This window comes from Streptomyces sp. NPDC004126 (genome assembly GCF_050275515.1).
GTDB lineage: Bacteria > Actinomycetota > Actinomycetes > Streptomycetales > Streptomycetaceae > Streptomyces.
On record NZ_JBNNPF010000025.1, the window covers coordinates 84,126 to 106,993 of the forward strand.

General features: G+C 73.6%; 24 protein-coding genes. 9 read left to right on the top strand and 15 right to left on the bottom strand.

Annotated features, from left to right (window positions below; genetic code table 11):
- Window positions 1-78: 78 nt before the first annotated feature.
- The 9 genes from ACQKM2_RS23470 to ACQKM2_RS23510 form a co-directional block, all read right to left on the bottom strand.
- A complete protein-coding gene (locus ACQKM2_RS23470; protein ID WP_427712755.1) occupies window positions 79-888 on the bottom strand; it encodes a metal ABC transporter solute-binding protein, Zn/Mn family in 810 nt (269 codons plus the stop codon).
- On the bottom strand, window positions 846-1,721 hold the full coding sequence (locus tag ACQKM2_RS23475) for a metal ABC transporter permease (protein ID WP_427712758.1): 876 nt from the start codon (window positions 1,719-1,721) through the stop codon (window positions 846-848). Before ACQKM2_RS23475 ends, ACQKM2_RS23470 begins: the two co-directional genes overlap by 43 nt.
- Entirely contained in the window at window positions 1,718-2,353 is a 636-nt protein-coding gene (locus ACQKM2_RS23480) for a metal ABC transporter ATP-binding protein (protein WP_427712761.1), read from the bottom strand. The genes ACQKM2_RS23475 and ACQKM2_RS23480 overlap by 4 nt, the downstream gene beginning before the upstream one ends.
- Window positions 2,354-2,495: 142 nt before the next feature.
- On the bottom strand, window positions 2,496-3,377 hold the full coding sequence (locus tag ACQKM2_RS23485) for a glutathione S-transferase C-terminal domain-containing protein (protein WP_427712763.1): 882 nt from the start codon (window positions 3,375-3,377) through the stop codon (window positions 2,496-2,498).
- A gap of 57 nt (window positions 3,378-3,434) precedes the next feature.
- Window positions 3,435-3,590 (bottom strand): hypothetical protein, encoded by a 156-nt coding sequence (locus ACQKM2_RS23490; RefSeq protein ID WP_427712765.1) that lies wholly within the window; start codon window positions 3,588-3,590, stop codon window positions 3,435-3,437.
- A gap of 207 nt (window positions 3,591-3,797) precedes the next feature.
- Window positions 3,798-4,913 carry an aliphatic sulfonate ABC transporter substrate-binding protein gene (locus ACQKM2_RS23495; RefSeq protein WP_427712767.1) on the bottom strand — a complete coding sequence of 372 codons (1,116 nt, stop codon included), beginning with the start codon at window positions 4,911-4,913 and terminating at the stop codon, window positions 3,798-3,800.
- A gap of 224 nt (window positions 4,914-5,137) precedes the next feature.
- A complete protein-coding gene (locus tag ACQKM2_RS23500) occupies window positions 5,138-5,236 on the bottom strand; it encodes a putative leader peptide (RefSeq protein WP_427712769.1) in 99 nt (32 codons plus the stop codon).
- Between the two features lie 133 nt (window positions 5,237-5,369).
- The gene (locus ACQKM2_RS23505) at window positions 5,370-5,828 is read right to left on the bottom strand and encodes an RrF2 family transcriptional regulator (protein WP_427712771.1); all 459 of its coding nucleotides are present in this window, start codon (window positions 5,826-5,828) and stop codon (window positions 5,370-5,372) included.
- A gap of 50 nt (window positions 5,829-5,878) precedes the next feature.
- Entirely contained in the window at window positions 5,879-7,081 is a 1,203-nt protein-coding gene (locus tag ACQKM2_RS23510) for an acyl-CoA dehydrogenase (RefSeq protein WP_427712773.1), read from the bottom strand.
- A gap of 470 nt (window positions 7,082-7,551) precedes the next feature.
- Between ACQKM2_RS23510 and ACQKM2_RS23515 the strand changes: the two genes are divergently transcribed.
- The 5 genes from ACQKM2_RS23515 to ACQKM2_RS23535 are packed head-to-tail and all read left to right on the top strand — an operon-like array spanning window position 7,552 to window position 12,636.
- On the top strand, window positions 7,552-8,775 hold the full coding sequence (locus ACQKM2_RS23515; protein ID WP_427712775.1) for an LLM class flavin-dependent oxidoreductase: 1,224 nt from the start codon (window positions 7,552-7,554) through the stop codon (window positions 8,773-8,775).
- Window positions 8,776-8,796: 21 nt separating this feature from the next.
- Window positions 8,797-10,173, top strand: a complete 1,377-nt coding sequence (locus tag ACQKM2_RS23520; RefSeq protein ID WP_427712778.1) for an NtaA/DmoA family FMN-dependent monooxygenase — start codon at window positions 8,797-8,799, stop codon at window positions 10,171-10,173.
- A 10-nt stretch (window positions 10,174-10,183) separates the two neighbouring features.
- Window positions 10,184-11,299 carry an LLM class flavin-dependent oxidoreductase gene (locus tag ACQKM2_RS23525; RefSeq protein ID WP_427712781.1) on the top strand — a complete coding sequence of 372 codons (1,116 nt, stop codon included), beginning with the start codon at window positions 10,184-10,186 and terminating at the stop codon, window positions 11,297-11,299.
- A gap of 57 nt (window positions 11,300-11,356) precedes the next feature.
- A complete protein-coding gene (locus tag ACQKM2_RS23530; RefSeq protein ID WP_427712784.1) occupies window positions 11,357-12,154 on the top strand; it encodes a thymidylate synthase in 798 nt (265 codons plus the stop codon).
- Window positions 12,151-12,636: a dihydrofolate reductase gene (locus ACQKM2_RS23535; RefSeq protein ID WP_427712787.1), complete on the top strand. Its 486-nt coding sequence runs from the start codon at window positions 12,151-12,153 to the stop codon at window positions 12,634-12,636. Before ACQKM2_RS23530 ends, ACQKM2_RS23535 begins: the two co-directional genes overlap by 4 nt.
- 18 nt (window positions 12,637-12,654) lie before the next feature.
- Here ACQKM2_RS23535 and ACQKM2_RS23540 read toward each other — a convergent pair whose 3' ends face one another.
- Window positions 12,655-13,548 carry a LysR family transcriptional regulator gene (locus tag ACQKM2_RS23540; RefSeq protein ID WP_427712790.1) on the bottom strand — a complete coding sequence of 298 codons (894 nt, stop codon included), beginning with the start codon at window positions 13,546-13,548 and terminating at the stop codon, window positions 12,655-12,657.
- A gap of 70 nt (window positions 13,549-13,618) precedes the next feature.
- Between ACQKM2_RS23540 and ACQKM2_RS23545 the strand changes: the two genes are divergently transcribed.
- Entirely contained in the window at window positions 13,619-14,539 is a 921-nt protein-coding gene (locus ACQKM2_RS23545; protein ID WP_427712792.1) for an NAD-dependent epimerase/dehydratase family protein, read from the top strand.
- Between the two features lie 17 nt (window positions 14,540-14,556).
- Window positions 14,557-15,519: an aldo/keto reductase gene (locus tag ACQKM2_RS23550; RefSeq protein ID WP_427712795.1), complete on the top strand. Its 963-nt coding sequence runs from the start codon at window positions 14,557-14,559 to the stop codon at window positions 15,517-15,519.
- Here the strand turns inward: ACQKM2_RS23550 and ACQKM2_RS23555 are convergent.
- The 3 genes from ACQKM2_RS23555 to ACQKM2_RS23565 are packed head-to-tail and all read right to left on the bottom strand — an operon-like array spanning window position 15,428 to window position 18,917.
- Window positions 15,428-15,781: a UBP-type zinc finger domain-containing protein gene (locus tag ACQKM2_RS23555; RefSeq protein WP_427712797.1), complete on the bottom strand. Its 354-nt coding sequence runs from the start codon at window positions 15,779-15,781 to the stop codon at window positions 15,428-15,430. The genes ACQKM2_RS23550 and ACQKM2_RS23555 overlap by 92 nt on opposite strands.
- Window positions 15,778-17,214, bottom strand: coding sequence for an ATP-binding protein (locus tag ACQKM2_RS23560; RefSeq protein ID WP_427712837.1), 1,437 nt, complete (start codon window positions 17,212-17,214; stop codon window positions 15,778-15,780). The genes ACQKM2_RS23555 and ACQKM2_RS23560 overlap by 4 nt, the downstream gene beginning before the upstream one ends.
- Window positions 17,215-17,240: 26 nt before the next feature.
- Window positions 17,241-18,917: an FAD-dependent oxidoreductase gene (locus tag ACQKM2_RS23565; protein WP_427712799.1), complete on the bottom strand. Its 1,677-nt coding sequence runs from the start codon at window positions 18,915-18,917 to the stop codon at window positions 17,241-17,243.
- A 367-nt stretch (window positions 18,918-19,284) separates the two neighbouring features.
- On the opposite strand from ACQKM2_RS23565, the gene ACQKM2_RS23570 reads away from it, so the two are divergent.
- Window positions 19,285-20,025 carry a class I SAM-dependent methyltransferase gene (locus tag ACQKM2_RS23570; RefSeq protein WP_427712802.1) on the top strand — a complete coding sequence of 247 codons (741 nt, stop codon included), beginning with the start codon at window positions 19,285-19,287 and terminating at the stop codon, window positions 20,023-20,025.
- A 135-nt stretch (window positions 20,026-20,160) separates the two neighbouring features.
- Window positions 20,161-20,835: a phosphatase PAP2 family protein gene (locus ACQKM2_RS23575; protein ID WP_427712805.1), complete on the top strand. Its 675-nt coding sequence runs from the start codon at window positions 20,161-20,163 to the stop codon at window positions 20,833-20,835.
- Window positions 20,836-20,883: 48 nt separating this feature from the next.
- On the opposite strand, the gene ACQKM2_RS23580 is transcribed toward ACQKM2_RS23575, so the two are convergent.
- Both ACQKM2_RS23580 and rfbC read right to left on the bottom strand, forming a co-directional pair.
- Window positions 20,884-22,218, bottom strand: coding sequence for a glutamate-1-semialdehyde 2,1-aminomutase (locus ACQKM2_RS23580; RefSeq protein WP_427712808.1), 1,335 nt, complete (start codon window positions 22,216-22,218; stop codon window positions 20,884-20,886).
- A 7-nt stretch (window positions 22,219-22,225) separates the two neighbouring features.
- Window positions 22,226-22,777 (bottom strand): dTDP-4-dehydrorhamnose 3,5-epimerase, encoded by a 552-nt coding sequence (rfbC, locus tag ACQKM2_RS23585; RefSeq protein WP_427712811.1) that lies wholly within the window; start codon window positions 22,775-22,777, stop codon window positions 22,226-22,228.
- Window positions 22,778-22,868: the final 91 nt, after the last annotated feature.

The window sequence follows — 22,868 nt, forward strand, 5'->3', positions numbered from 1 at the left end:
CGGCCCGCTACTACCACAACGTCAAGCCCGAGGACATGAAATGGGTCCTCGTCGAGCCGGGCCCGTGGGCCGCCCCGGTCAGGAGGCGCCCATGGCCTTCTTCAGCTCGGCCGCGGCGTTGCGGTAGACGGGCAGCAGATCGAGGTCCTCGCCCGGGTAGTTGACGATCTTGACCTGCTTGGCGCCCGAGTCGGGGAGCACGGTCCCGGTCGACATGTGGGCGTTGTCCAGGACGAGGGCGGGCTTCATCGCCGAGAGCTCGGCGAGCTGCGCCGGGGTGACCGCTTCGGGCCCGTACGTGCCGGCCACCGTGGCGCCCGCGAGCTTCGCCGACCACGCGGTGAAGACCTGGGCGACCACCGCGGGGCTCTTCCCGCCGGGCCAGACGGCCTGGAGCTCCTTGTTCAGCTTGCCGTACTCGGCGTCGAATCCGGTCTTCCACTTCGTGGCGGCGTCCGCCGTGCCGAAGAGGGCGCCCAGCCTGTCGACCTCGGCCCTGACCTTGTCGGGGTCGTTGTCGAGGCCGACCTCGACCAGCTTCGCCTTGGAGCCGGCGGCTTCCTTGATCTTCGCGGCGTACGGCTCGAAGGGCGCGTAGAGCACGAAGTCGGCCTTCGCGACGGCCGCGAGGTCGGAAGGCTTCGGGTCGTAGTCGGGAGCGTGGTGCACCGACTGCGGGACGATGACCTTCACGTCCTCGGCGCCGGCGGCCTTGGCGAAGGCGCCTTCCCAGGTGGTGGTCACGACCACCACGGGCTTGCCCTTCGCCTCGCCACCGCTCCTGGCGGGCGCGTCGTCGGAAGCCTTGTCGCTGCCGCACGCCGCGGTCAGGAGGAGTGCCGCGCTCAGTGCGACGAGGGCAGGGATACGGACGCGGGTGCGCGCCATGAGCTGATTCTCCGTTCGGGGATGAAATGCACGGCGAGGACGACTGCCCCCGCCGTCAGGACGAGGACCGGCCCGGGCGGCCAGTCCAGCCACAGGGCCAGGAGGAAACCGGTCAGGTTGACGACGACGCCCGTGCCGACGGCCCAGAGCGTGATCGACTTCAGGGAGCTGCCCAGGCGGCGCGCCGCGAGCGCGGGCAGCAGGGTCAGGGCGTCGACCAGCAGCGCACCGGTCAGCTTGATCGCCCCGGCGACGGCGATGGCGACCAGGACGAGCAGGGCGGCGGTCAGTGCCCGGACCGGTACGCCCGAGCACTGGGCGAGCTCGCGGTCGTGGAGCAGCAGACCGATCTCGCGCCGACGCCACCAGAAGAGGCCCGGCACGGCGACGGCGAGCACCCCGAGGACGATCAGGTCCGACGTCCCGACCGAGAGGATCGATCCCCAGAGCAGGGCGAAGGCGCCGGACGCGTTGACCCCCGACACCGCCAGGAGGAGCAGCGCCGCGGCGATCGCCAGGCTCATCAGCAGCCCCATCGCACCGGACATCCCGTCCGGCGTACGGGCCAGCGGTGCGACGCCCGCACCGGCGAGGGCGCACGCGACGAGCGCGCACAGCATGGGGTCGAGACCGGTCAGCAGGCCGACGGCGATGCCGAGGAGGGCGACGTGCATCATGGCGAACCGCACCGGCATGATGTCCAGCCCGACGATGACCACTCCGATCACGGGCAGCCCGACCGCCGCCAGCAGCAGGGCGGCCCCGGCCCGCTGAACGGGGACGAGCTCCAGCAGCGCGCCGAGGTCGGCGGCGGCGAGGGTCACGGAGGTCACCGGACCTCCCGCAGCCGGCCCGCGGCCATCTCCAGGACCCGGTCGCAGCGGTCCGCCAGGGCCCGGTCGTGGGTGACGACGACCAGGGTGACGGGGAGGGACAGCAGCACGTCCGCGGCCTCCGCCTGCCCGTCGAAGTCGAGGGCGGCGGTGGGTTCGTCCGCCAGCAGCAGCTGCGCGCCCGCGGCGACGCAGCCGATGGCCCGGGCCAGGTACATCCGCTGCAACTGCCCGCCGGACAGGGTGTGCAGGGGACGTTCGACCAGTGCCCCGACACCCAGCCGGGCGGCGGCCTCGCGGGCCGGCCCGGGCGCCGTGCTGCTCGCCAGGAGCTCGCGCCCGAGCAGCGGGAAGCGGCCGGCGGCCGGCTTCTGGGGGATCCAGGCACAGGCGCGCCGCCGCCAGGCCCACTCGGCGGCGGAGCCGGTCTCCCGGCCGCCGACCGCGATGGAGCCGGTGGTCCGGCGGTGCAGCCCGAGCACCGCGCGCAGCAGGGTGGTCTTGCCGGAGCCGTTGGTCCCGGTCAGCGCCACGCGCTCACCGGCGGCGATGTCCAGATCCACGTCCGAGACCGCCTCCACCCGGCCGTGCCGGCAGGCCACCGCCCTCATGCGCACATCCAGGCCGCCCATCCCGTACCTTCCCGTCGCTCCGCACCGCGTGGAGCGACGGGTGTTCGCCGCCCACGTACCGGTAGTCGGGCGGCAGGGGACGGGAGTTCCCGCGCGGTTCACGGAGGTGACCGGCGGATCCCGGCGGGCGTGCGGGGGACCGTCAGCCGCCGGTCCGGCCCGTGCCGAGGGCGGGCGTGGTGGCCGGTACGTGGCCCGCCCAGTCCACGATCCGTACCGCCGCGCCGGCGGCCTCCGTGCCGCGGCACTGCGCGTGGTGGCGCAGGGCGGTGCCGTCCAGGTCCAGGTGGGGCGCGAAGGCGGGGTGTGCCGCCAGGCGCCGGGCGTACGACCACAGGTGCGGGTGGTCGGTGAGGCGGTACACCGCTGCCGCGTCCAGGTGCCAGCGGTGCACGGTGTCCAGCTGCACCAGCGTCACCCACAACTGCACGTCGGCCGCGGTGAGTTCCGTGCCGAGCAGGTACTCGGCGCAGGAGAGCCGGCGCTCCAGCGCGCCGAGCGCGCGCAGCAGGGTGGCGAGCGCGGTGTCCCGCTCCGCCGGGTCGGTGCCGGACTGGCCGGCGAGCTGTGCCGCCGCGTCGATGCCCTGCGCGCAGAGCCGCCCGACGGCCTCGATCCGGTCGTCGGCGCCGGCCGGGTACAGCTGCCGGCCGCCGGCGTCGAAGAGCCGGCCCATGTCCTGGAGGATGTCCGGGGCGTGCGTGCTGACGATCCGTCCGGTCCAGCAGTCGGCGAGTACGGGGGCCACGGCCGGTCCGGGGTACCGGTGGGAGCTGGCCTGGTAGAGCGGGCGCAGTGCCAGGTGTCCGCCGTCCGGGGCGTCGGGCACGGCGGGGAGCAGCGTCATCGGGAGGGCGTCCGCCAGGCCGAGCAGGCTGTGCGTGACCGCGATGCGCAGACAGGACGGCCCGGACGGAGAGAGGTGGAGCCGGTAGCGGTGGGGGACGGCGGGGTAGCCGCTGCGCGTGTCACGGCCGATCCGGCTGCGGAAGGAGGGGGCGGCTGTCGGGTGAGTGGTGGACATGCTTCTCCCTGGGAATGCGACGACGGTGGCCGGCGGCCGGCTCGGCGCGGCCGGGACTCAGCGGTGGGCGGGCGCGGGGCCGCCGGGGTGCGGGGGGTTCGCCGCACTGCACACGCGCAGGAGGTCGATGTGGCGGCGGGAGGTGAGCAGCGGGAGCGCCGGCGCGGCGGCGCGGACGCCGTCGGTTCCGTGGTCCAGCACTGAACAGCCCATGATTCCCTACCGGTTCACCAGGATTCGCCGTTCTGGAGTGTCGGCGTGCGTCCGGGCGGGTGTCAAGACCGCGGTCGTGCCCGCAGGGGTGTCGGCAGTCGTGTCCGCAGTCGTGTCCGCGGTCCTGTCCGCCACGCACGACGGCACCGGCCCCGGGAGGCCGTTGCCTCGGTGGAGCCGGTGCCGTCGTACGCGGTGTGCCGGGGCCTACTTGGCGCCGAGGCCGGCGTCGGAGACCTCGGGCTTGCCGGCGGCCTTGAGGACCTTGTTGAGGAGCGTCAGGTCGTAGATGCCGGCCAGGTCGGGCTTCTCCAGGAGCTTGGCCTTGACGGCCCAGTCCGACTCGGTCTTCAGCGTGCTCGCGAGCGGGTCGTCGGTGACGAGGATGCTCTGCCAGGCCGGGTCGAGGACCTTGGCTTCGAGTTCCTTGCCGCTGTCGGCCTTGAGCTTGGCGTTGGCGGAGGCCTTCGCCTTGTCGGGGTTGGCGTTGATCCACTCGTTGGTCTTGACGGTGCCCTTGAGGACGGCCTCGACGACGTCCGCGTGCTCCTTGAGGAACTTCTGGGACACGATGACGTTCGTGATGACGAACTTCTTGTCGGGCCACAGGGCGGTCTCGTCGAGGAGGACGCTGCCGCCGTCGGAGACGAGCTTGGAGGCGGTGGGCTCGGGGACCCAGGCGCCGTCGATCGAGCCCTGCTTGAAGGCGTCGGGGGTGACCTTGTTGTCCGTACGGACGACGGAGACGTCGCCCTTGCCGGACTCGGGGTCGACGGACCAGCCCTTCTCGGCGATCCAGTTGAGGAACGCGACGTCCTGCGTGTTCCCCTTCTGCGGGGTGGCGATCTTCTTGCCCTTGAGGTCGTCCAGGGTCTTGATCTTGTCCGGGTTCACGACGAGCTTGACGCCGCCGGACGCGGAGCCGGAGATGATCCGCAGGTTGGAGCCCTTGGACTTGACGTAGCCGTTGATCGACGGCGAGGGGCCGATGAAGCCGATGTCGAGGGAGCCGCCGTTGAGGGCCTCGATCTCGGAGGGGCCGGCGTTGAAGGACTGCGGCTTGATCTTGGTGCCGCTCAGTTCCTTCTCGATCAGGCCCTCCTGGAGGCCGACCAGGGCGGTGGCGTGCGTCAGGTTCGGGAAGTACCCGATGCGGACCTCGGACGCGGAGAGCTTCTGACCGCCCTCGGAAGCCGTGGCGCCGGCCGGCTTCTCGTCCTTCTTCTCGGCCTCGGAGCCGTAGCCGCAAGCGGTGAGCAGCAGGGGGAGCGTCGCGGTGACGGCGATGGCGCGCAGGGCGGTGAGCGATCTTGCGGCAGACACGGAGGTGTCCTTTCACGGGATGGGTTCAAGTGCTGAGACGGACGTCTCGAAGCCACCGGTACACACGGCACCCGCGCGCGGCGGTCGGTGGCCGGATCACGGTCGCAGGCTGGGGAAACGGTGGGCCGTCGGGCGGCCCCGGGAATCGAGGTCCGGCCGGCGTGACGGGCGGGCGGCGCGGCACCGGCTGTGCGCGGCCGCCGGGTCAGGCCCGGCGAGGGCGGTCAGACAGGCTGACAGATGGCGCTGGACGTGCGGACCAGATCGATGTGCCGACGGGAGATCAGGGACGGCATCCGGTGTACGTGGTGCAGCGTGCGCATGGCCGTCCTTCCCGGATCCCTAGTTTTCCCACCTGGTTGGTAGGCATCTTGGCAGACCGGGAGACCCGCCCCAAGAGGCTGACCAGATGGTGGACGCTGCTGTCTCGCCCTACGAGAAAGCGCAGGTCAGTGGCTAGGGATTGGTCCAGGCGCCGGGCGCGTCGGCCAGCGCGGACACCGAGGCGGGCAGGTCCGACGACGCGACGTCGGCGAGCGAGACGCCGTCGAGGATCTCGCGCACGTTGGCCCGCAGCGCGATCCACAGGGGGAGCAGCGACTGGGCCGGACCGGTGTAGGAGAGGTCGGGCGGGCGGACCCCGCGGACCGATACGAGCGGCCCGTCCACGACGCGGATGACGTCCGCGATGCTGATGGACCGGGCCGGCCTGGCCAGGCGGTAGCCGCCGTTGCCGCCGCGCTGGCTCAGTACGAGGCCGCCCCGGCGCATGTCGTTCAGGATGCCTTCGAGGAACTTGTGCGGGATCTCCTGGGCGTCCGCGATGGCCTCCGCCTTCAGCGGCCCTTCGTCCTGCGACGCGGCAAGCTGCAGCGCGGCCCGTACCGCATAGTCCGCCCTGGCTGAGATCCGCATGCGGACATTATCCCGTACGGCTCCGGCCGGCGTCCCGCGCGGGCCCCGCGTCAGCGGAAGGCGGCCGCCACCGCGCGGTGCGAGCCGTTGAGGTAGTGCTCGCCGATCGAACGCAGCCGGTGCGCGACCGGGCGGTGGGCCGTCAGGACGCGGGCGTTGCGCCAGAACCGGTCCAGGCCCGGGGCCTCGGCGAATTCCAGCACCCGGGCGGTGATGTGCAGGGCGGCCTCCGAGGTCACCGTCTCGGCGGTCGCGACCAGGGCGGCGACCCCCGCGGGATCCTCGGGGTCGAGCTGCTCCCCGGCGTCGAGGGCCTGCGCCATCACCTCCGTGGCCCGGTCGACCACCGCGGTGGCGGTCTGGGCGGCGGTGGCGAGCTCCCCGTAGGCGAGGAAGAGGTCCGGGTCCTCGCCGGGCGGCCGGTGCGCGCGGCCGCCCCTGCTGAGGTCGCGCGCCTCGGTGAGGGCGCCCTCGGCGATGCCGAGGCCGACGTGGCAGAGGGCGAGCCGGAGCGCGGGTTCGGCGAGTGCGGTGAACGGCGCGGACGACTCCTCGTCGTACGGACGGCGGCCCAGCACCTGCCCGGGCGTGACGGCGACGCGGTCGAACACGACGGCGCCCGCGCCCGCGACGCGCTGGCCGAGGCGGTCGCGGGCGGGTTCGAGGGTCACGCCCTGCGCGCCGGGCGGTATCCGTACGACCAGGACGTCGCCCGTCACGGCGCACACGGCGTCCACCGCGATCTGGTCGGCGGCGGCCACCGCCGTGTCCACGGGGCGGCGCCCGCTCAGCACGTACCCCGGGCTGCGCGGCTTCAGCGTGAGGTCCGGCGGGTCGGCTTCGCCGCCCGGCGCGGGAGCGCGCACCGCGCCGGTCCACAGCCACTGCTCGCGCGCCGACTCCTCTTCGAGGGCGGTGGCGCGGTGGTCGGCCGCGTAGAAGCGTCCGCCCCAGGTGTGCACGTAGTGGCGGGCGAGCACCTCGCCGAGCGAGCTGTCCGCCCCGCCGATCTCCCGTATGACGGCGCATCCGGTCCGCCAGTCCGCGCCGCGGCCCGGCCGGGGCGGGGTGAGCGCGGCGAGCAGGCCCGCCTCGCGCAGCCGGGCCGTCTCGTCGACCGGCGGCCTGCCCGCCTGTTCACGGGCCACGGAGTCGGCGGCCAGGTCCTCCGCCACGTCGCGGGCGGTACGCAGGAGCGCGCGCCGCCGGGCCGCGTCGGACGGCTGGCCCGCGGTGCTCGGGGTCGTCGGCACCGGCGTCACCGACAGGCCCGGACGCCGGGGCGCGGCGCGGGGGAGGGGCGTGGGGTGGTGCCGGGAGGGAGGGCGGTGGTCATGTCGGCTGCTCCGGGACGTTGTCGGTGGCGCCGGCCGGTGGCCGGGAGGCCTGGGCACGCGCGAGGGGTGGAAGCCGGGCGGTGCCGGATCCCCACTTTTCCCATCGGATTGATAGGAATACTTGCCCGGAACCGCACTCCCGGCAATACCGCGACCGGATCGTGGACAAGCCGGTCTCAGGATGAAAGACGTCGGGGGCGGGGCAAGAAGCCCGCCGCTGCCGCCGGTTGGCGGAGCGGCCGGGTCCCGCCCGGCAACACGACTGCCAACTTCCCTTAACAAGGCGGTCATTGTATGGCGCAACGACTGGACATAGCGTTTTCGGCGGATATCGCAACAGGAGTCGGTCCCCCTTCACGCGGCCGACCGGAAAGGCGTGGTTCGACGTGCCGGCATCCGCATCCGCATCAACATCCGCATCAACATCCGCGTCCCGAGCGGCGGCCTCCGAACCGCTGCACCTCGCCGTCGCGCTCGACGGCGCCGGCCGGCATCCGGCCGCCTGGCGCGAGCCCGGTGCCAGGCCCGGCGAACTCCTGACGGCCCGCTACTGGGCCGACGCCGTGGCCGAGGCCGAAGCCGGCCTGCTCGACTTCGTCTCCTTCGACGACGCCCTCACCCTCCAGTCCTCCTCCCCGGACGGGCCCGACGGGCGCACGGACCGGGTCCGCGGCCGGCTGGACGCGGTGCTCACCGCCGCCCGCGTCGCACCGCTGACCCGGAACATCGGACTCGTCCCGACCGTGACCGCCACCCACACCGAGCCCTTCCACATATCCAAGGCCGTCGCCACCCTCGACCACGTCAGCCGGGGCCGCGCGGGCCTGGACGTCCAGGTGTCACAACCGGCCCACGAACTGCGGCACTTCGGACGGCGCGCGGCCGCCCTGCCCGAGGCGGAGGCCTACGGCGAAGCCGCCGACCACGTCGAGGTGGTCCGGCGGCTGTGGGACAGCTGGGACGACGACGCGGAGATCCGGGACGTGGCCACCGGCCGCTTCGTCGACCGCGACAAGCTGCACCACATCGACTTCGAGGGCCGCCACTTCAGCGTCCGGGGCCCCTCGATCACCCCCCGCCCGCCCCAGGGACAGCCCCTGGTCACCGCCGCGGCCGCGGCCGGCCCGGCGTACGGTCTCATCGCCCGTTCCGCGGACGCGGGCTACCTCCCCGCGCGCGACACCGACGGCGTGCGCGCCGCGATCGCCGAGATCCGGCGCGCCCGGGAGGCCGCCGGAACCGCGGAGCGGCCCCTGCACCTCTTCGGGGACCTGACCGTCTTCCTGGACGAGGACGCCCCGGCGGCCGGCGCGCGCAGGGAACGCCTCGACGCCCTCGCGGGCACCCCGTACGGCGACGGCGAAGCCGTCTTCACCGGGACCCCTGCGCAGCTCGCGGACCTGCTCCAGGACTGGCGGACGGCCGGCCTCACGGGCTTCCGGCTGCGGCCCGGCGCCATCGCCCACGACCTGCCCGTGATCACGAGGGCACTGGTGCCCGAGCTCCAGCGGCGCGGGGTCTTCCGCCGCGCGTACGAAGCGGCCACCCTGCGCGGACTGCTGGGCCTGGAACGCCCGGCCGGCCGGTACACCGCCCGTCCCGCCGCCTGATCCGGACCCGGAAGGACCACCATGAGCACCAAACCGCCCAAGCCGCTCAAGCGGATCCACCTCGCGGCCCACTTCCCCGGCGTCAACAACACCACCGTCTGGAGCGACCCGGCGGCCGGCAGCCACATCGACTTCGACTCCTTCGTCCACTTCGCACGCACCGCCGAGCGCGCCAAGTTCGACTTCCTCTTCCTCGCCGAGGGACTGCGCCTGCGCGAACAGGGCGGGCGGATCCACGATCTGGACGTGGTCGGCCGGCCCGACACCTTCACCGTGCTCGCCGCCCTCGCCGCCGTCACCGAACGCCTCGGCCTGGCCGGGACCATCAACTCCACCTTCAACGAGCCGTACGAGGTGGCCCGCCAGTTCGCCACCCTCGACCACCTCTCCGCCGGACGCGCCGCCTGGAACGTGGTGACCTCCTGGGACGCCTTCACCGGGGAGAACTTCCGGCGGGGCGGGTTCCTGCCCCGCGAGGAGCGCTACTCCCGCGCCGAGGAGTTCCTGGCCGCCGCGACCGGGCTGTTCGACTCCTGGGACGGCACCGAGATCGCCGCCGACCCGGCCTCGGGCACCTTCCTGCGGGACGCCCGGGCGGGCGCCTTCACCCACCGCGGCCCGCACTTCGACATCGAGGGCCACTTCAACGTGCCGCGCAGCCCGCAGGGCCGCCCCGTGTACTTCCAGGCCGGCGACTCCGACGAGGGCCGCGAGTTCGCCGCCGCCCGCGCCGACGCGATCTTCGGCCGGTACGGCACGCTCGACGAGGGGCGGGCCTTCTACGCCGACGTCAAGCGCCGCCTCCCCCGGTACGGGCGCACCCCCGACCAGCTGAAGATCCTGCCCGCGGCCACCTTCGTACTCGGCGACACCGACGCCGAGGCGCACGAGACCGCGCACGAGGTCCGCCGCCTCCAGGTCAGCGGACAGACCGCGATCAAGTACCTGGAGCACGTCTGGAACCGCGACCTGTCCGGCTACGACCCCGACGGGCCGCTGCCCGACATCGACCCCGTCCCCGGCGAGAACACCATCGCCCTCGGCCGGGCCAGCGTCCGCCAGTTCCGCGACCCGCGGGAAACCGCCCGGCGGTGGCGCGAGCTCGCCCGGGCCAAGAACCTCTCGATCCGCGAGCTCGTCATCGCGACCACCGCCCGGCAGACCTTCGTCGGCTCCGCCGCCACCGTCGCCCGGGCCATCGACGACCTGGTCCAGGCGGACGCCGCCGACGGCTTCATCCTCGTCCCCCACATCACCCCCGGCGGGCTCGACGTCTTCGCCGACACCGTCGTCCCCCTGCTCCAGGAGCGCGGAGTCTTCCGCACCGAGTACGAGGGCACCACCCTGCGCGACCACCTCGGGCTCTCCGTGCCCGCCACCGCCCACTCCGACCTGTAAGGAGCCCGGCATGTCCGGCATTCCCCTCGGGGTCCTCGACCTCGTCCCCGTCCCGTCCGGCTCCACCGCCGCCGAGGCCCTGCACCGCAGCATCGACCTCGCCCGGCAGACCGAGGCCTTCGGCTACGCCCGCTACTGGTTCGCCGAGCACCACCTCAACCCGGGGGTCGCCGGGACCTCCCCGGCGGTCGTCCTCGCGCTGACCGCCTCCGCCACGACGACCATCCGGCTCGGCTCCGGAGCCGTGCAGCTCGGCCACCGCACCGCCCTGTCCACCGTCGAGGAGTTCGGCCTGATCGACGCGCTGCACCCCGGCCGCCTGGACCTGGGCCTCGGCCGTTCCGCCGGCCGGCCGCCGCAGCGCGACCCGGAGGCGGCGGAGCCCTTCGAGGGGTGGACGCCGAACGGGCTGCGCATCCCGCCGCGCTTCTCCTTCGCGCACCTGCTGGGCCATCCCCGCGTGGCGCTCCAGCAGCGGCTGCTGAACCTGCCCGGCGCCCGGGCGCAGGACTACGCCGAGCAGGTCGACGACGTCCTCGCGCTGCTGCGGGGCGACTACCGCTCCCCGGAGGGCGTGGAGGCGCACGCCGTCCCGGGGGAGGGGGCCGACGTACAGGTGTGGATCCTGGGCAGCAGCGGCGGCGTCAGCGCGGAGACCGCCGGCCGCAACGGCCTGCGGTTCGCGGCCAACTACCACGTCAGCCCCGCCACCGTGCTGGAGGCGGCCGAGGGCTACCGGGCGGCCTTCAAACCGTCCGCCGGGCTGGACCGCCCGTACCTGACCGTGTCCGCCGACGTCGTGGTCGCCGAGGACGACGCGACCGCCCGCGAACTGGCCGCCGGATACGCGCCCTGGGTGCGCAGCATCCGCACCGCCGAGGGCGCCATCCCCTTCCCCACGCTCGCCGAGGCGCGCGCCCTGCCCTGGACCGAGGCCGACCGGGAACTCGTCGCCGACCGGGTCGAGACCCAGTTCACGGGCTCGCCGCGGACCGTCGCCGACCACCTGGAACGGCTCCAGGAGGCCACGGGCGCGGACGAGCTGCTGATCACCACCATCACGCACGACCACGCGGACCGGGTCCGCTCCTACCGCCTGCTGGCCGAGGAGTGGCGGCGCCGCTGACCGGCCGCCCGGCGCCCTGGTCGAGGCACCGCCCGCAGGCTCGTAGACTCGACGGTTGTGGCGGACACCCAGTACGAAGACCTGTTGCGGCATGTGCTCACCTCCGGGACGGCGAAGGCCGACCGGACGGGCACCGGCACCCGAAGCGTGTTCGGGCACCAGCTGCGTTACGACCTCTCCCAGGGGTTCCCCCTGGTCACCACCAAGAAGGTGCACCTCAAGTCGATCGTGTACGAGCTGCTGTGGTTCCTGCGCGGCGACTCGAACGTCGGCTGGCTGCAGGAGCACGGCGTCACCATCTGGGACGAGTGGGCCGACGCGGACGGTGAGCTCGGACCGGTCTACGGCGTCCAGTGGCGGTCCTGGCCCACCCCCGACGGGCAGCACGTGGACCAGATCACCGAGGTGCTCGACACGCTCCGGCGCGACCCGGACTCCCGCCGGATGATCGTCTCCGCCTGGAACGTCTCCGAGCTGTCCCGGATGGCGCTCGCCCCGTGCCACGCCTTCTTCCAGTTCTACGTGGCCGACGGCAAGCTCTCCTGCCAGCTGTACCAGCGCAGCGCGGACCTGTTCCTCGGCGTGCCGTTCAACATCGCCAGCTACGCCCTGCTCACCCACATGGTGGCGCAGCAGACCGGCCTCGAACCGGGCGACTTCATCTGGACCGGCGGCGACTGCCACATCTACGACAACCACGTCGAGCAGGTGACCGAGCAGCTCTCGCGCACGCCGTACGACTTCCCCCGGCTGAACCTGCGCCAGGCCGACTCGATCTTCGACTACGCCTTCTCCGACGTGGAGGTGCTCGACTACCGGCACCACCCGGCCATCAAGGCACCGGTGGCGGTATGACCGTCGGACTGATCTGGGCGCAGACCCTCGACGGCGTCATCGGCGCCGGCAACACCATCCCGTGGCGGCTGCCCGAGGACATGGCGCACTTCAAGGCCACCACCCTCGGCCACCCCGTGGTGATGGGCCGCAAGACCTGGGACTCGCTGCCCCCGCGCTTCCGCCCGCTCGCCGGCCGGCGCAACATCGTCGTCACCCGCGACCCGCACTGGCAGGCCGAGGGCGCGCTGCGCGCCGGCTCGGTCGCCGAGGCCCTGGAGCTGGCGGCCGGTACCGGCGAGACGTGGGTGATCGGCGGCGGCGAGATCTACCGGGCCGCCCTGGAGCACGCCACGGTGCTCTCGGTGACCGAGATCGACACGGTGGTGGACGGCGACACCCACGCCCCCGTACCCGGCCCGGAATGGACCGCCGGCGCGGACGACGCCTGGCACACCTCCACGTCCGGGCTGCGCTACCGCATCCGCCGGTACACGCGGTAGAACAGCCGCCGCGGCGGGTCAGTGCCGCGCGGCCTCCTCGCGGAGGGCGCGGACGAGCGCCGTGACGTGGGGCCGGCCGCCGCGGCCGAGCGTGGCGGCCCCGATGTGGCGGACCGGCCCCGGGGCCGCGACCGGGACGGCGCGCAGGCCCGGGACCTCGGGGCCGAGCGCGATCGAGGGGATCAGGGAGATCCCCATGCCCGCGGCCACGAGCGAGCGCGCGAAGAAGTAGTCGGTGGTGGTCCCGCGCACCTCGGGATCGAAGCCGGCGATCCCGGCGTACCGGCGCAGGTACGCCTCGGTGCGCAGGCAGCCGAGCACCCAGGGTTCGCCGGCCAGCTCGGAGAGGTCCAGGACGTCCCGCCCCTCGAACCGGTGCTCCCGGGGCAGGACGACGTACAGCGGGTCCTCCATCAGCGGCGTCCACTCCAGGCCGGGGCCCTGCCCGACGGGCAGCGGGCCGTCGAAGCGGTAGGCGAGCGCGAGGTCCACGGCGCCCTGCCGGACCAGCGGCAGGGTGTCCTCCGGTTCGCCCTCCCTGATGTGGATCACGGTACGGGGATGCTCCGCCGTCAGCCGGGCGAGCGCGGCCGGCAGCAGCAGCCTGCCCCCGCTGGTGAACGTGGCCACGGTGAGCCGGGTACGGCCCGTGCCGAGCCGGTCGACCTGCTGCCGCGCGTGTTCGAGCTCGGCCGCGACGGTCTCGGCGGCGCCGACCATGATCCGGCCGGCCTGGGTGAGGGTGACGCCGCGCGTGCTCCGGTCGACGACCCGCGCGCCGAGACCGCGCTCCAGCGCGGCGATCTGCTGGGAGACGGCGGACGGGGTGAGGCGCAGCGCCGTGGCCGCCCGGTTGAAACTGCCGTGCTCCGCCACCGCCCGCAGTACGCGGAGCCGCTGTACGTCGATCAACAGTTTTCCTTAATGCGTGATCAGCAGATCATGACTTCTGCTGGTGACGATAGGCCTCCACGATGAGGGCATGCAAAAGATCATCGTCATCGGCGGAAGCCGATACTTCGGAAGGCTCCTGGTCGAGCGCCTGCACGCCGCGGGGCACCGGGTCACCGTGGTCAACCGGGGCTCCACCCCGCCGCCCGAGGGGGTCGAGCACCTCGTCGTCGACCGGAACGACGAGGCCGCCCTGAGGGCCGCGCTCGACGGCCGCGGCTTCGACGTCGTGGTCGACCAGGTCTGCTACACCCCGGTGCAGGCCGCCATCGCCGCCCGCGCCTTCGCCGGCCGTACCCGGCGCTACGTCATGACCTCCACGATCGAGGTCTACGACCCGGCCACGGCCGCCCTCCCCGCCGCACCCGCCGGCACGCCGGTTCCGGAATCGGCCGTGGACCCGGCCGTCTGGCGGGTGGCCGAGGACCTCCCCTGGCAGGACCCCGCGTACCTGGAGGAGCACTACGCCGAGGGCAAGCGCCAGGCGGAGGCCGTCCTCGCCGCCGCCGGCGGCTTCGAGTTCGCGAGCGTACGCAGCGCCCACGTGCTCGGCGGCGGCGCACTGGAGTTCACCGGCCGGCTGGCGCACTACACCGGCCGCGTCACCCGGGGCGAGGAGATCACCGTGCACGCCCGGCCGCGGCCCACGGTCTTCATCCACCACGAGGAGCTGGCCGAGGTGCTGCTGTGGGCGGCCGCGGCCGACTTCACCGGCCCCGTCAACGCCTGCTCCGACGGCCCGCTCGACGTGCACGGCCTCCTCGACGCCATCGCCGCGCAGACCGGCCGGGAGCCCGTCCTGCGGACCGTCCCGGCGGGCTCGGACGCCTCGCCCTTCTCCTTCGACCGCCACTACGCCATGGACAACTCCCGCGCGGCGGAGCTGGGCTTCCGCTTCTCCCGCACCGCCGACTGGCTGCCCGGCGCCGTCGCCGAAGCCCTCACCGCCTGAGCGAACGGAGCCACCCCGTGCAGTACCGCACCATCGGCCACACCACCGTCAGCGCCGTCGGCCTCGGCGCCATGCCCCTGTCCATCGAGCACCGCCCCGACGAAGCACGGGCCGTCGCCACCGTCCACGCCGCCCTCGACGCCGGCGTCACCCTCGTCGACACCGCCGACAGCTACCACTGGCACGCCGGCGAGGAGGGCCACAACGAACGGCTGGTCGCCCGCGCCCTGGCCCGCTACGGCGGCGACACCTCGGGCGTACTGGTGGCCACCAAGGGCGGCCGGGGCCGCCCCGGCGACGGCAGCTGGACCGTCGACGCCACCCCCGCCCACCTCAAACGCGCCGCCGAAGCCTCCGCCCGGCGCCTGGGCGTCGACGCCATCGGCCTCTACCAGCTGCACAAACCCGACCCGGCCGTACCCTGGGCGGAGTCCGTCGGAGCGCTGCGCGAACTGCTCGACGCCGGCACGATCCGCGCCGCGGGAATCTCCAACGTCACCTCCGCCCAGATCCTCCAGGCGCACCGGATCCTCGGCGACGGACTCGTCTCCGTGCAGAACCAGTACTCGCCGGCCGTCCGCGACGCCGAGGCGGAACTGCGGCTGAGCACCCGGCTGGGGCTGGCCTTCCTGCCCTGGAGCCCCCTCGGCGGCATCTCGCGCAGCTCCCTGGACGGCCCCTCCGGCACCACCTCCGCCGGCACCCCCTTCCACGGCGTCGCGGCCGAGCACGGCGTCAGCCCCCAGCAGGTCGCCCTGGCCTGGCTGCTGGCCCGCTCCCCGGCCGTCATCCCGGTACCGGGAGCGGGCCGCCCGGCCTCGATCACCGACTCGGCCGCGGCGGCCGAGCTCGCGCTCACCGCCGAGGAGCTGGCCCGGCTGGACGCCTTCAGGAGTGCAGCCGGCTCGTCCAGTCCTGCGGGACCCGCTCGGACGGCCCCGGCGCCGGCTGGGTCGGCGGATGCTCGGACGGCGGGGTGAGTTCCGGGCCGCCCTGGAACAGGGCGTTCGTGGAGTAGTTCCAGAACCAGTCCTCGCCCGGCTCGAAGCTCTGCACCAGGGGATGACCGGTGGCCTTCCAATGGGCGGTGGCGTGCTGGGCCGGCGAGGAGTCGCAGCAGCCGATGTGGCCGCACTGGGCGCAGCGGCGCAGGTGGAACCACCAGCCGTGCACCTCCTCGCACTCCACGCACCCGGTGCCGGAGGGCGCGGCGCCCGGGTCGATCCCGTCGATCTCGGTCATGCGGTCTCCTCGGGGGTGTCCGGTGGTGTCAGCGGCAGCAGCACCTGGAAACGGGTGTCGCCGGGGACGGATTCGACCTGGAGGCTGCCGTGGTGCTTGCCGACCACGATCCGCCAGGAGATGTCCAGGCCGAGCCCGGTGCCCTCGCCGACCGGTTTGGTGGTGAAGAAGGGGTCGAAGATGCGGCTGCGGATCTCGGCGGGCACCCCTGGCCCGGTGTCGCGGAACTCCACGAGCAGCCGGTCCCCCTCCCGCGCCGTGCGGACCGTCAGCGTGCCCTCGCCGCCCGTCTCCGCGATCGCGGACACGGCGTTGTCGATCAGGTTCGTCCACACCTGGTTGAGCTCGGCCGGATAGGCGGGCACGTCCGGCACCGAACGGTCGTACTCCTTCACCACCCGCACCCCCGGCCCGATCTTCCCGGACAGCATCACCAGCGTGCTGTCCAGGAGCTCGTGGACGTCGACGACCCGGTACGGGGCCCGGTCGAGCTGCGCGTACTGCTTGGCCGCGTCGACGAGGTGGGAGATACGGGCCGTGGAGTCCTCGATCTCACCCATCAGCAGCTCGGTCTCGACCGTGTAGCCGAGCCAGCCGACCGCCGCCGGCAGCAGGTCGTCGGCCACGGCCGCCGCGACCCGGTCCAGCCAGTCCGTGTCCAGCCCGGCCTGCACGAAGGTCGGGGCCACCCGCCAGCCCTCCGGGAGGCCGTGGTCCTCCAGCCAGTCCGCCAGCTCGTCCTCCCGGTCGGAGGCCTCCAGCGGGCTCAGCGCCGGCGCCTTCGCGACCCGTTCCACCGTACGCTCCTGGATCTCGATGAGATCGGCGATCGCCTCGCCCGAGTAGCGGCCCTGGGAGATGTGCGCCAGTTTGTGCCGCATCTTGCCGACCCGCTCGCGCAGCGCCGCGGTGGCCCGGACGGCCGCCGCGGCCGGGTTGTTCAGCTCGTGGGTGAGTCCCGCGGACAGCGAACCGAGCGCCAGGAGGCGTTCGCGCTGCCCGATGGCCCGCTGGCTGTTCCTCGAACCGAAGAACAGCCCCTCCAGCAGGTGCGCCGCCATCGGGAACCACTCCCGCATGACGTCCGCGAACGACTGCGCCGGCAGCACGAAGAACCGCGTCGGCTCCGTCACCCGCATGGAATTGGTGTACGTCTGCGGCACCCGCTCGCCCAGATAGGCCTGCATCGCGCCCGAGTACACCCCGCGCTGCGAGGTACGGCTCACCTCGACGTCGTCGCCGCCGACCCGCCGCGACAGCACGACGGTCCCCTCGATCATCACGTAGAAGCAGGTGGCGGGCTCCCCCTCGGTGTACACCGGACCCGTCTCGAAGCGCTCCACCCGCCCCTCGGCGCACAGCCGCCCCAGCTGCTCCGGGGACAGCTCCTCGAACAGGAACAGGGACGCGATCTCGTGCGGCGCGCAGGGCATGACCTGCCCGCCGCCGCCCCGCCCGTTCACGACTGCTCCAGGTACCGGTGGACGAGCATGACGGCCATGGCTCCCTCTCCTACGGCGGACGCGACGCGCTTGGCCGACTCGGCGCGGGCGTCGCCCGCCACGAACACGCCGGGAACGCTGGTCTCCAGGTGGTACGGCAGCCGGTCCGGCTCCCACCCCTGCGGCGGCCGGCCGTCCGCCGTGAGGTCCGGTCCCGCCAGGATGAAGCCGTGCCCGTCGCGCAGCACCGTGCCGTCCAGCCAGTCGGTCAGCGGGGCCGCGCCGATGAACACGAACACGTACTGGGCGTCGACCAGTTCCGTCGCCCCGCCGTCCACCTCCCGCAGCGCCAGCCGCTCCAGGTGGTCCTCACCCTGCGCCGCCTCGACGACGGTCCGCGTGCGCACCGTGATGTTCGGGGCCTCCTCGATCTGCTGGACCAGGTAGTACGACATGGACGCCGTCAGCGACTCCCCGCGCACCAGCAGCGTCACCGACTTCGCGCCCCGCGCCAGGTACACCGCCGCCTGCCCGGCCGAGTTCGCGCCGCCCACGATGTACACGTCCTGCCCCGCGCAGGAGGCCGCCTCCGTGAGGGAGGAGCCGTAGTACACCCCCCGGCCGGTCAGCTCGTCGCAGCCGGGCGCCCCCAGGTGCCGGTACGAGACCCCGGTCGCCAGGATCACGCTGTGCGCGGCGACCGCCGAACCGTCGGAGAAGCGCACCACCCGGGCCGGCCCCTTCACCTCCAGGCCCGTGACTTCGCGGGCCGTGAGGATCTCGGCGCCGAAGCGGGCGGCCTGGCGGCGGGCACGCTCCGTGAGCTGGGCGCCCGAGACGCCGTCCGGGAAGCCGAGGTAGTTCTCGATGCGGGAGCTCTGGCCGGCCTGCCCGCCGGTCGCCGACCGCTCGACCAGCACGGTGCGCAGCCCCTCGGAGGCCCCGTACACCGCGGCGCCGAGCCCGGCCGGGCCGCCGCCGATGACCACCAGGTCGTAGAACTCGGCCGCCGGGGTGGTGGCGAGTCCCACGTGGGCGGCCAGCTCGGCCGGCTCCGGCTCGATCAGCGCCGTGCCCCCGGGGGTGACCACCAGCGGCAGCCGCTGCCCGTCGGCCCCGGCCGCCTCCAGCAGCCGCCGGCCCTCGGGCTCGTCGGAGGAGTACCAGCGGTACGGCACCTGGTTGCGGGCCAGGAACTCCCGCACCCGCGAGGACGGCGCCGACCAGCGGTGCCCGACCACCTTGGTGGCGGGCACCGGCCGGTGGTCGCTGGACCGCCAGGCCGTGAGCAGGTCGTCCAGGACCGGGTAGAGCTTCTCCTCCGGCGGGTCCCAGGGCTTGAGGAGGTAGTGGTCGAGGTCGACCACGTTGATCGCGTCGATCGCCGCGCTCGTGTCCGCGTACGCGGTCAGCAGCACGCGCCGCGCCCCCGGGTACACGTTCAGGGCCTGTTCGAGGAACTCGATGCCGTTCATCCGGGGCATGCGGTAATCGGCGAGGATCACGGCCACCAGGTCGCCGCGGAGCTTCAGCTCGCGCAGCGCCTCCAGCGCGGACTCGCCGGACTCGGCGCGCACGATCCGGTACCCGCCGCCGTAGCGGCGCCGCAGGTCACGGGCGATGGCGCGGGAAACGCCCGGGTCGTCGTCCACGGTCAGGATGACGGTCCGCGCGCTCTCGACGGCCTGTGCCATACGGCCCATCGTAGGGTCGGCGCGCCACGACCGCTCCGGGGCGCGGTGAGCGCCCCGGAGCGGCCCGCTGTGTGGATCTCCGCCACTCGGCCTGCGCCGCCGGGCCGAAGCGGAAGGGCGGGGCGGCCCGCACCCCGCGCCGGTCCTTGATCGCCGGGGTGGAAGCGGAAGTCGGCGGGTGCCCCAATCCCGGTACCCTGCAGCCGTGTTGGGGGCCACGGGCCTTTGTGCGCACCTCGGTGACCTGACCAGCAGGTTCGTGTGTTCCGCCAGTACGAAGTCCCCTCGTCCACCCAGCAGACTTCCCGCCGAGGGCCGCGGCTCGTCATGGGAGCCGACGCCACAGAACGATGGGGGAACCACCGCGATGAGTGGTCAGCTGTACGACGGAATCGGCGAAGCGTTCGAAGGCTTCAAGACCCTGCCCATCATCCGCTACGCCGAGGTACCGGGCTTCCTCGGCCTGGTCGGCGACGTCACCGGCAAGTCCGTGCTCGACATCGCCTGCGGCACCGGCTTCTACAGCCGCGAGCTGAGGCGCCGCGGCGCCTCCCGCGTCTTCGGCTTCGACATCTCCGGCGCGATGGTCGACGCGGCCAAGGCGATCGAGGGCGCCGCGCCCCTCGGCATCGACTACGAGGTCGCGGACACGACCACCCTGCGCGAGTTCGACGAGCCGTTCGACGTGGCCGTCGCCGTGCAGGCGTTCAACTACGCGGGCGGCGTCGCCGAGATCGAGCAGATGATGCGCAACATCCGGCGCAGCCTCGTGCCCGGCGGCGCGTTCCACCTCTTCGTGCAGGACCCCGGCTACGACTTCGGCGGCCCGTCGCTGGAGAAGTACGGGTTCCTGCTCGAATCCACCGGCAAGGACAACGAGATCGGCATCGGCATCCGGCTCACCGCCCTGCTCGACCCGCCGGTCTCCTTCGAGGCCACCGTGCCCTCGAAGGAGACGTACGAGCAGACCCTGAAGGCGGCCGGGTTCACCGGCGTCGAGTGGGTCACGCTGGAGGTCTCGGAGTCCGGCCTGGAGAAGTACGGCGAGGAGTACTGGGCGGACTACTCCTCCAACCGCCCGCTGACGATGCTCCGCTGCACCGCCTGACCGGGGCACCGCAACCCGGCCCGGCCCCCTCGGGGGCCGGGCCCTCGGAGCCTGTGGCCGGCCGGCTTCGGCGCGGCTTCGCGCCGGTTTCGGAGATGCCGCCCGGCCGAACGCGGCGTTGGTTAGGGTTTTGGCGTGTTTGGAATCCTGCAGAAGGACCGCGGGCCGGCTCCCGCGGTGGTGCCCGCGTCGTTACGCGCGTGGCTCGGGCTGATCGCCGTCCTCGCCGCCCTGGTGGTCCTCGGGCTCGGGGTGCTGTACGCCGACGCCGGCGAGCCCGGCGCGGTGGACGAGCGGGTCGGGGCGGCCGTGTACGGGGTGGGGCCGTCCTGGCGGTACCTCGCCCTGGCCACCGACTTCCTGGGGGAGCCCGCCGGGGCCGCGGTGCTGGTCGGGGGCGCCGTGACCGGCTGCCTGCTGCTCCGCAGGCCCCGCGCGGCGGTGCTCGTCGTGGCCGGTGCCGCGCTGGCCGTGGGGACGGCGACGCTGCTCAAGTCCGTGGTGGGACGCACCATCCACGGCGACAACCTGTCCTTCCCGAGCGGGCACACCGCCTTCGCCACCGCGCTCGCCCTCGTGGCCGCGCTGCTGGCGACCGGCCGGCTCGGCCTCGGCCGGACGGCCGGCACCTCGCTCGTGCTCGCCGCGGCGCTGCTCGCCGGCGCCGCCATGGGCTGGGCGCAGGTCGCCCTGGGCGCCCACTACCCGACCGACGTGCTGGGCGGCTGGTGCACCGCGCTGGCGGTGGTCCCGGCGACCGCGTGGCTGGTCGACCGGACGGCCGACGCCGGCCGGCGCGGGCGCGGCTGACGCCGCGCCGCTCCGGCCGGCCGCCTCCCCTCGCGTCACCTCACGACCTCACACCTGGCGGCGGAACACCGGCTTCACCGGGCGTCCCCCCAACCAGGGACCGGGGTCGCCGGCGTCCAGCGCCTTGCGGTACACCGCGCACGCCTGGGCCACCGCGTCGACGGTGTGGTCGATGTCGGCGTCACTGAGCGCCCCGCTCACCACGAACGACGGGGCCAGCACCCCGCCCGCCAGGAGCCGGCGCAGGAACAGGGTGCGGTACTCCTGCGACGGCTGCCCGTTCTCGTCGAGGGTGGCGAAGACCAGGTTGCTGGCCCGGCCCCGGACGACCACGTGGTCGCCGACGCCCATGCCCGCCGCGGCTTCCCGGACACCGGCCGCCAGCCGCTCGCCGAGGGCGTGCAGCCGCGCCGTGACGCCCTCCTCGGCGTAAGTGGCCTGCACGGCCATCGCGGCCGCCAGGGAGTGCGTCTCCGCGCCGTGCGTGGTGGACAGCAGGAACACCCGGTCGCCGGAGTGGCGCAGCCCGCCCCGCTCCATCAGCTCGCGGCGCCCGGCCAGCGCGGAGACGGCGAAGCCGTTGCCCAGCGCCTTGCCGAACGTGGAGAGGTCCGGGACCACTCCGTACAGGCCCTGGGCGCCCGCCTCCGACCAGCGGAAGCCGGTGATCATCTCGTCGAAGACCAGGACGCAGCCGTGCCGGTCGGCCAGTTCGCGCAGCCCGGCGAGGTATCCGGGCGGCGGCTCGCTGTGGGTGGCGGGTTCGAGGATCAGACAGGCGACCTCGTCCCGGTACCGGCTGAGGATCTCCTCCGTGGCGGCCAGGTCGCCGTACGGGAACGTCACGGTGAGCTCGTTGACCTCGTCCGGGATGCCGGCGGACATCGGCGTGGTGCCGATGAACCAGTCGTCCGTGGAGAAGAACGGGTGGTCGCCGCAGATCGCCACCCGCCGGCGCCCGGTGGCGGCGCGGGCGAGGCGCACGGCGGCGGTGGTGGCGTCGGAGCCGTTCTTCGCGAACTTCACCATCTCGGCGGTCGGCACCGTCGCGAGGAAGCGCTCGGCGGCCTCGACCTCCACGAACGACGGCCGCACGAAGTTGCCGCCCCGGTCGATTTCGCGCCGTACCGCCTCGGTCACGCGCGGGTGGGCGTGCCCGAGGCTGACCGACCGCAGGCCGGAGCCGTACTCGACGTAGCGGTTGCCGTCGACGTCCCACACGTGGGCGCCGCGGCCGTGGCTGATGACCGGGGCCAGGTCCTCGGGGTACTGGTCGTCGCCCTTGGCGTAGGTGTGCGCGCCCCCGGGGACCAGGGCGTGCAGCCGCTCGTTCGCCGCCCGCGACCGCGGCAGTGCGAACTCTCGGTTGTCTTCGGTGTCCACTGGGGCCTCAGCTCTCGTTCTGCTTCAGGACCTCGGCGAGGCTGGGCGCCTCCCGGTCCCGCCGGGACATCAAGGTGACCGGCAGCGGCCACGGAATGGCCAGCTCCGGGTCGTCGAAGGCGATCGTCACGTCCTCGGCGGGATCGTGCGGGCGGTCGATCCGGTACGAGGTGTCGGCGGTCTCGGTCAGCGCCTGGAAACCGTGCGCGCACCCCGCCGGGATGTACAGCGTCGCCTGCGTCTCGCCGGACAGCTCGAAGAAGGCCCGGTTGCGGTACGTCGGGGAGTCCGGCCGCAGGTCCACGACCACGTCGAAGATGCTCCCGGACGAGCACCGCACCAGCTTGGCCTCGCCGGCGCCGGAGCGCAGGTGCAGCCCGCGCAGCACGCCCCGCACCGAACGGGACACGCTGTCCTGGACGAAGGAGTGCGGGTCGAGGCCCACCGAGCGGACCACGTCGACGTCGAAGGTGCGGCAGAAGAAGCCGCGCTCGTCGGCGTACGGCGTCGGCTCGAACAGGTACGCGCCGGCGATCGCCGGGACTTCGGTCGCTTTCATCGGGTCTCCCGCGAGGCGTGGGCGTGGACGTGGGGGGGGGGGGGGGGCCCCGGCCCCCCCCCCCCGCGGGGGGGGGGGCCCGGACCGCCCG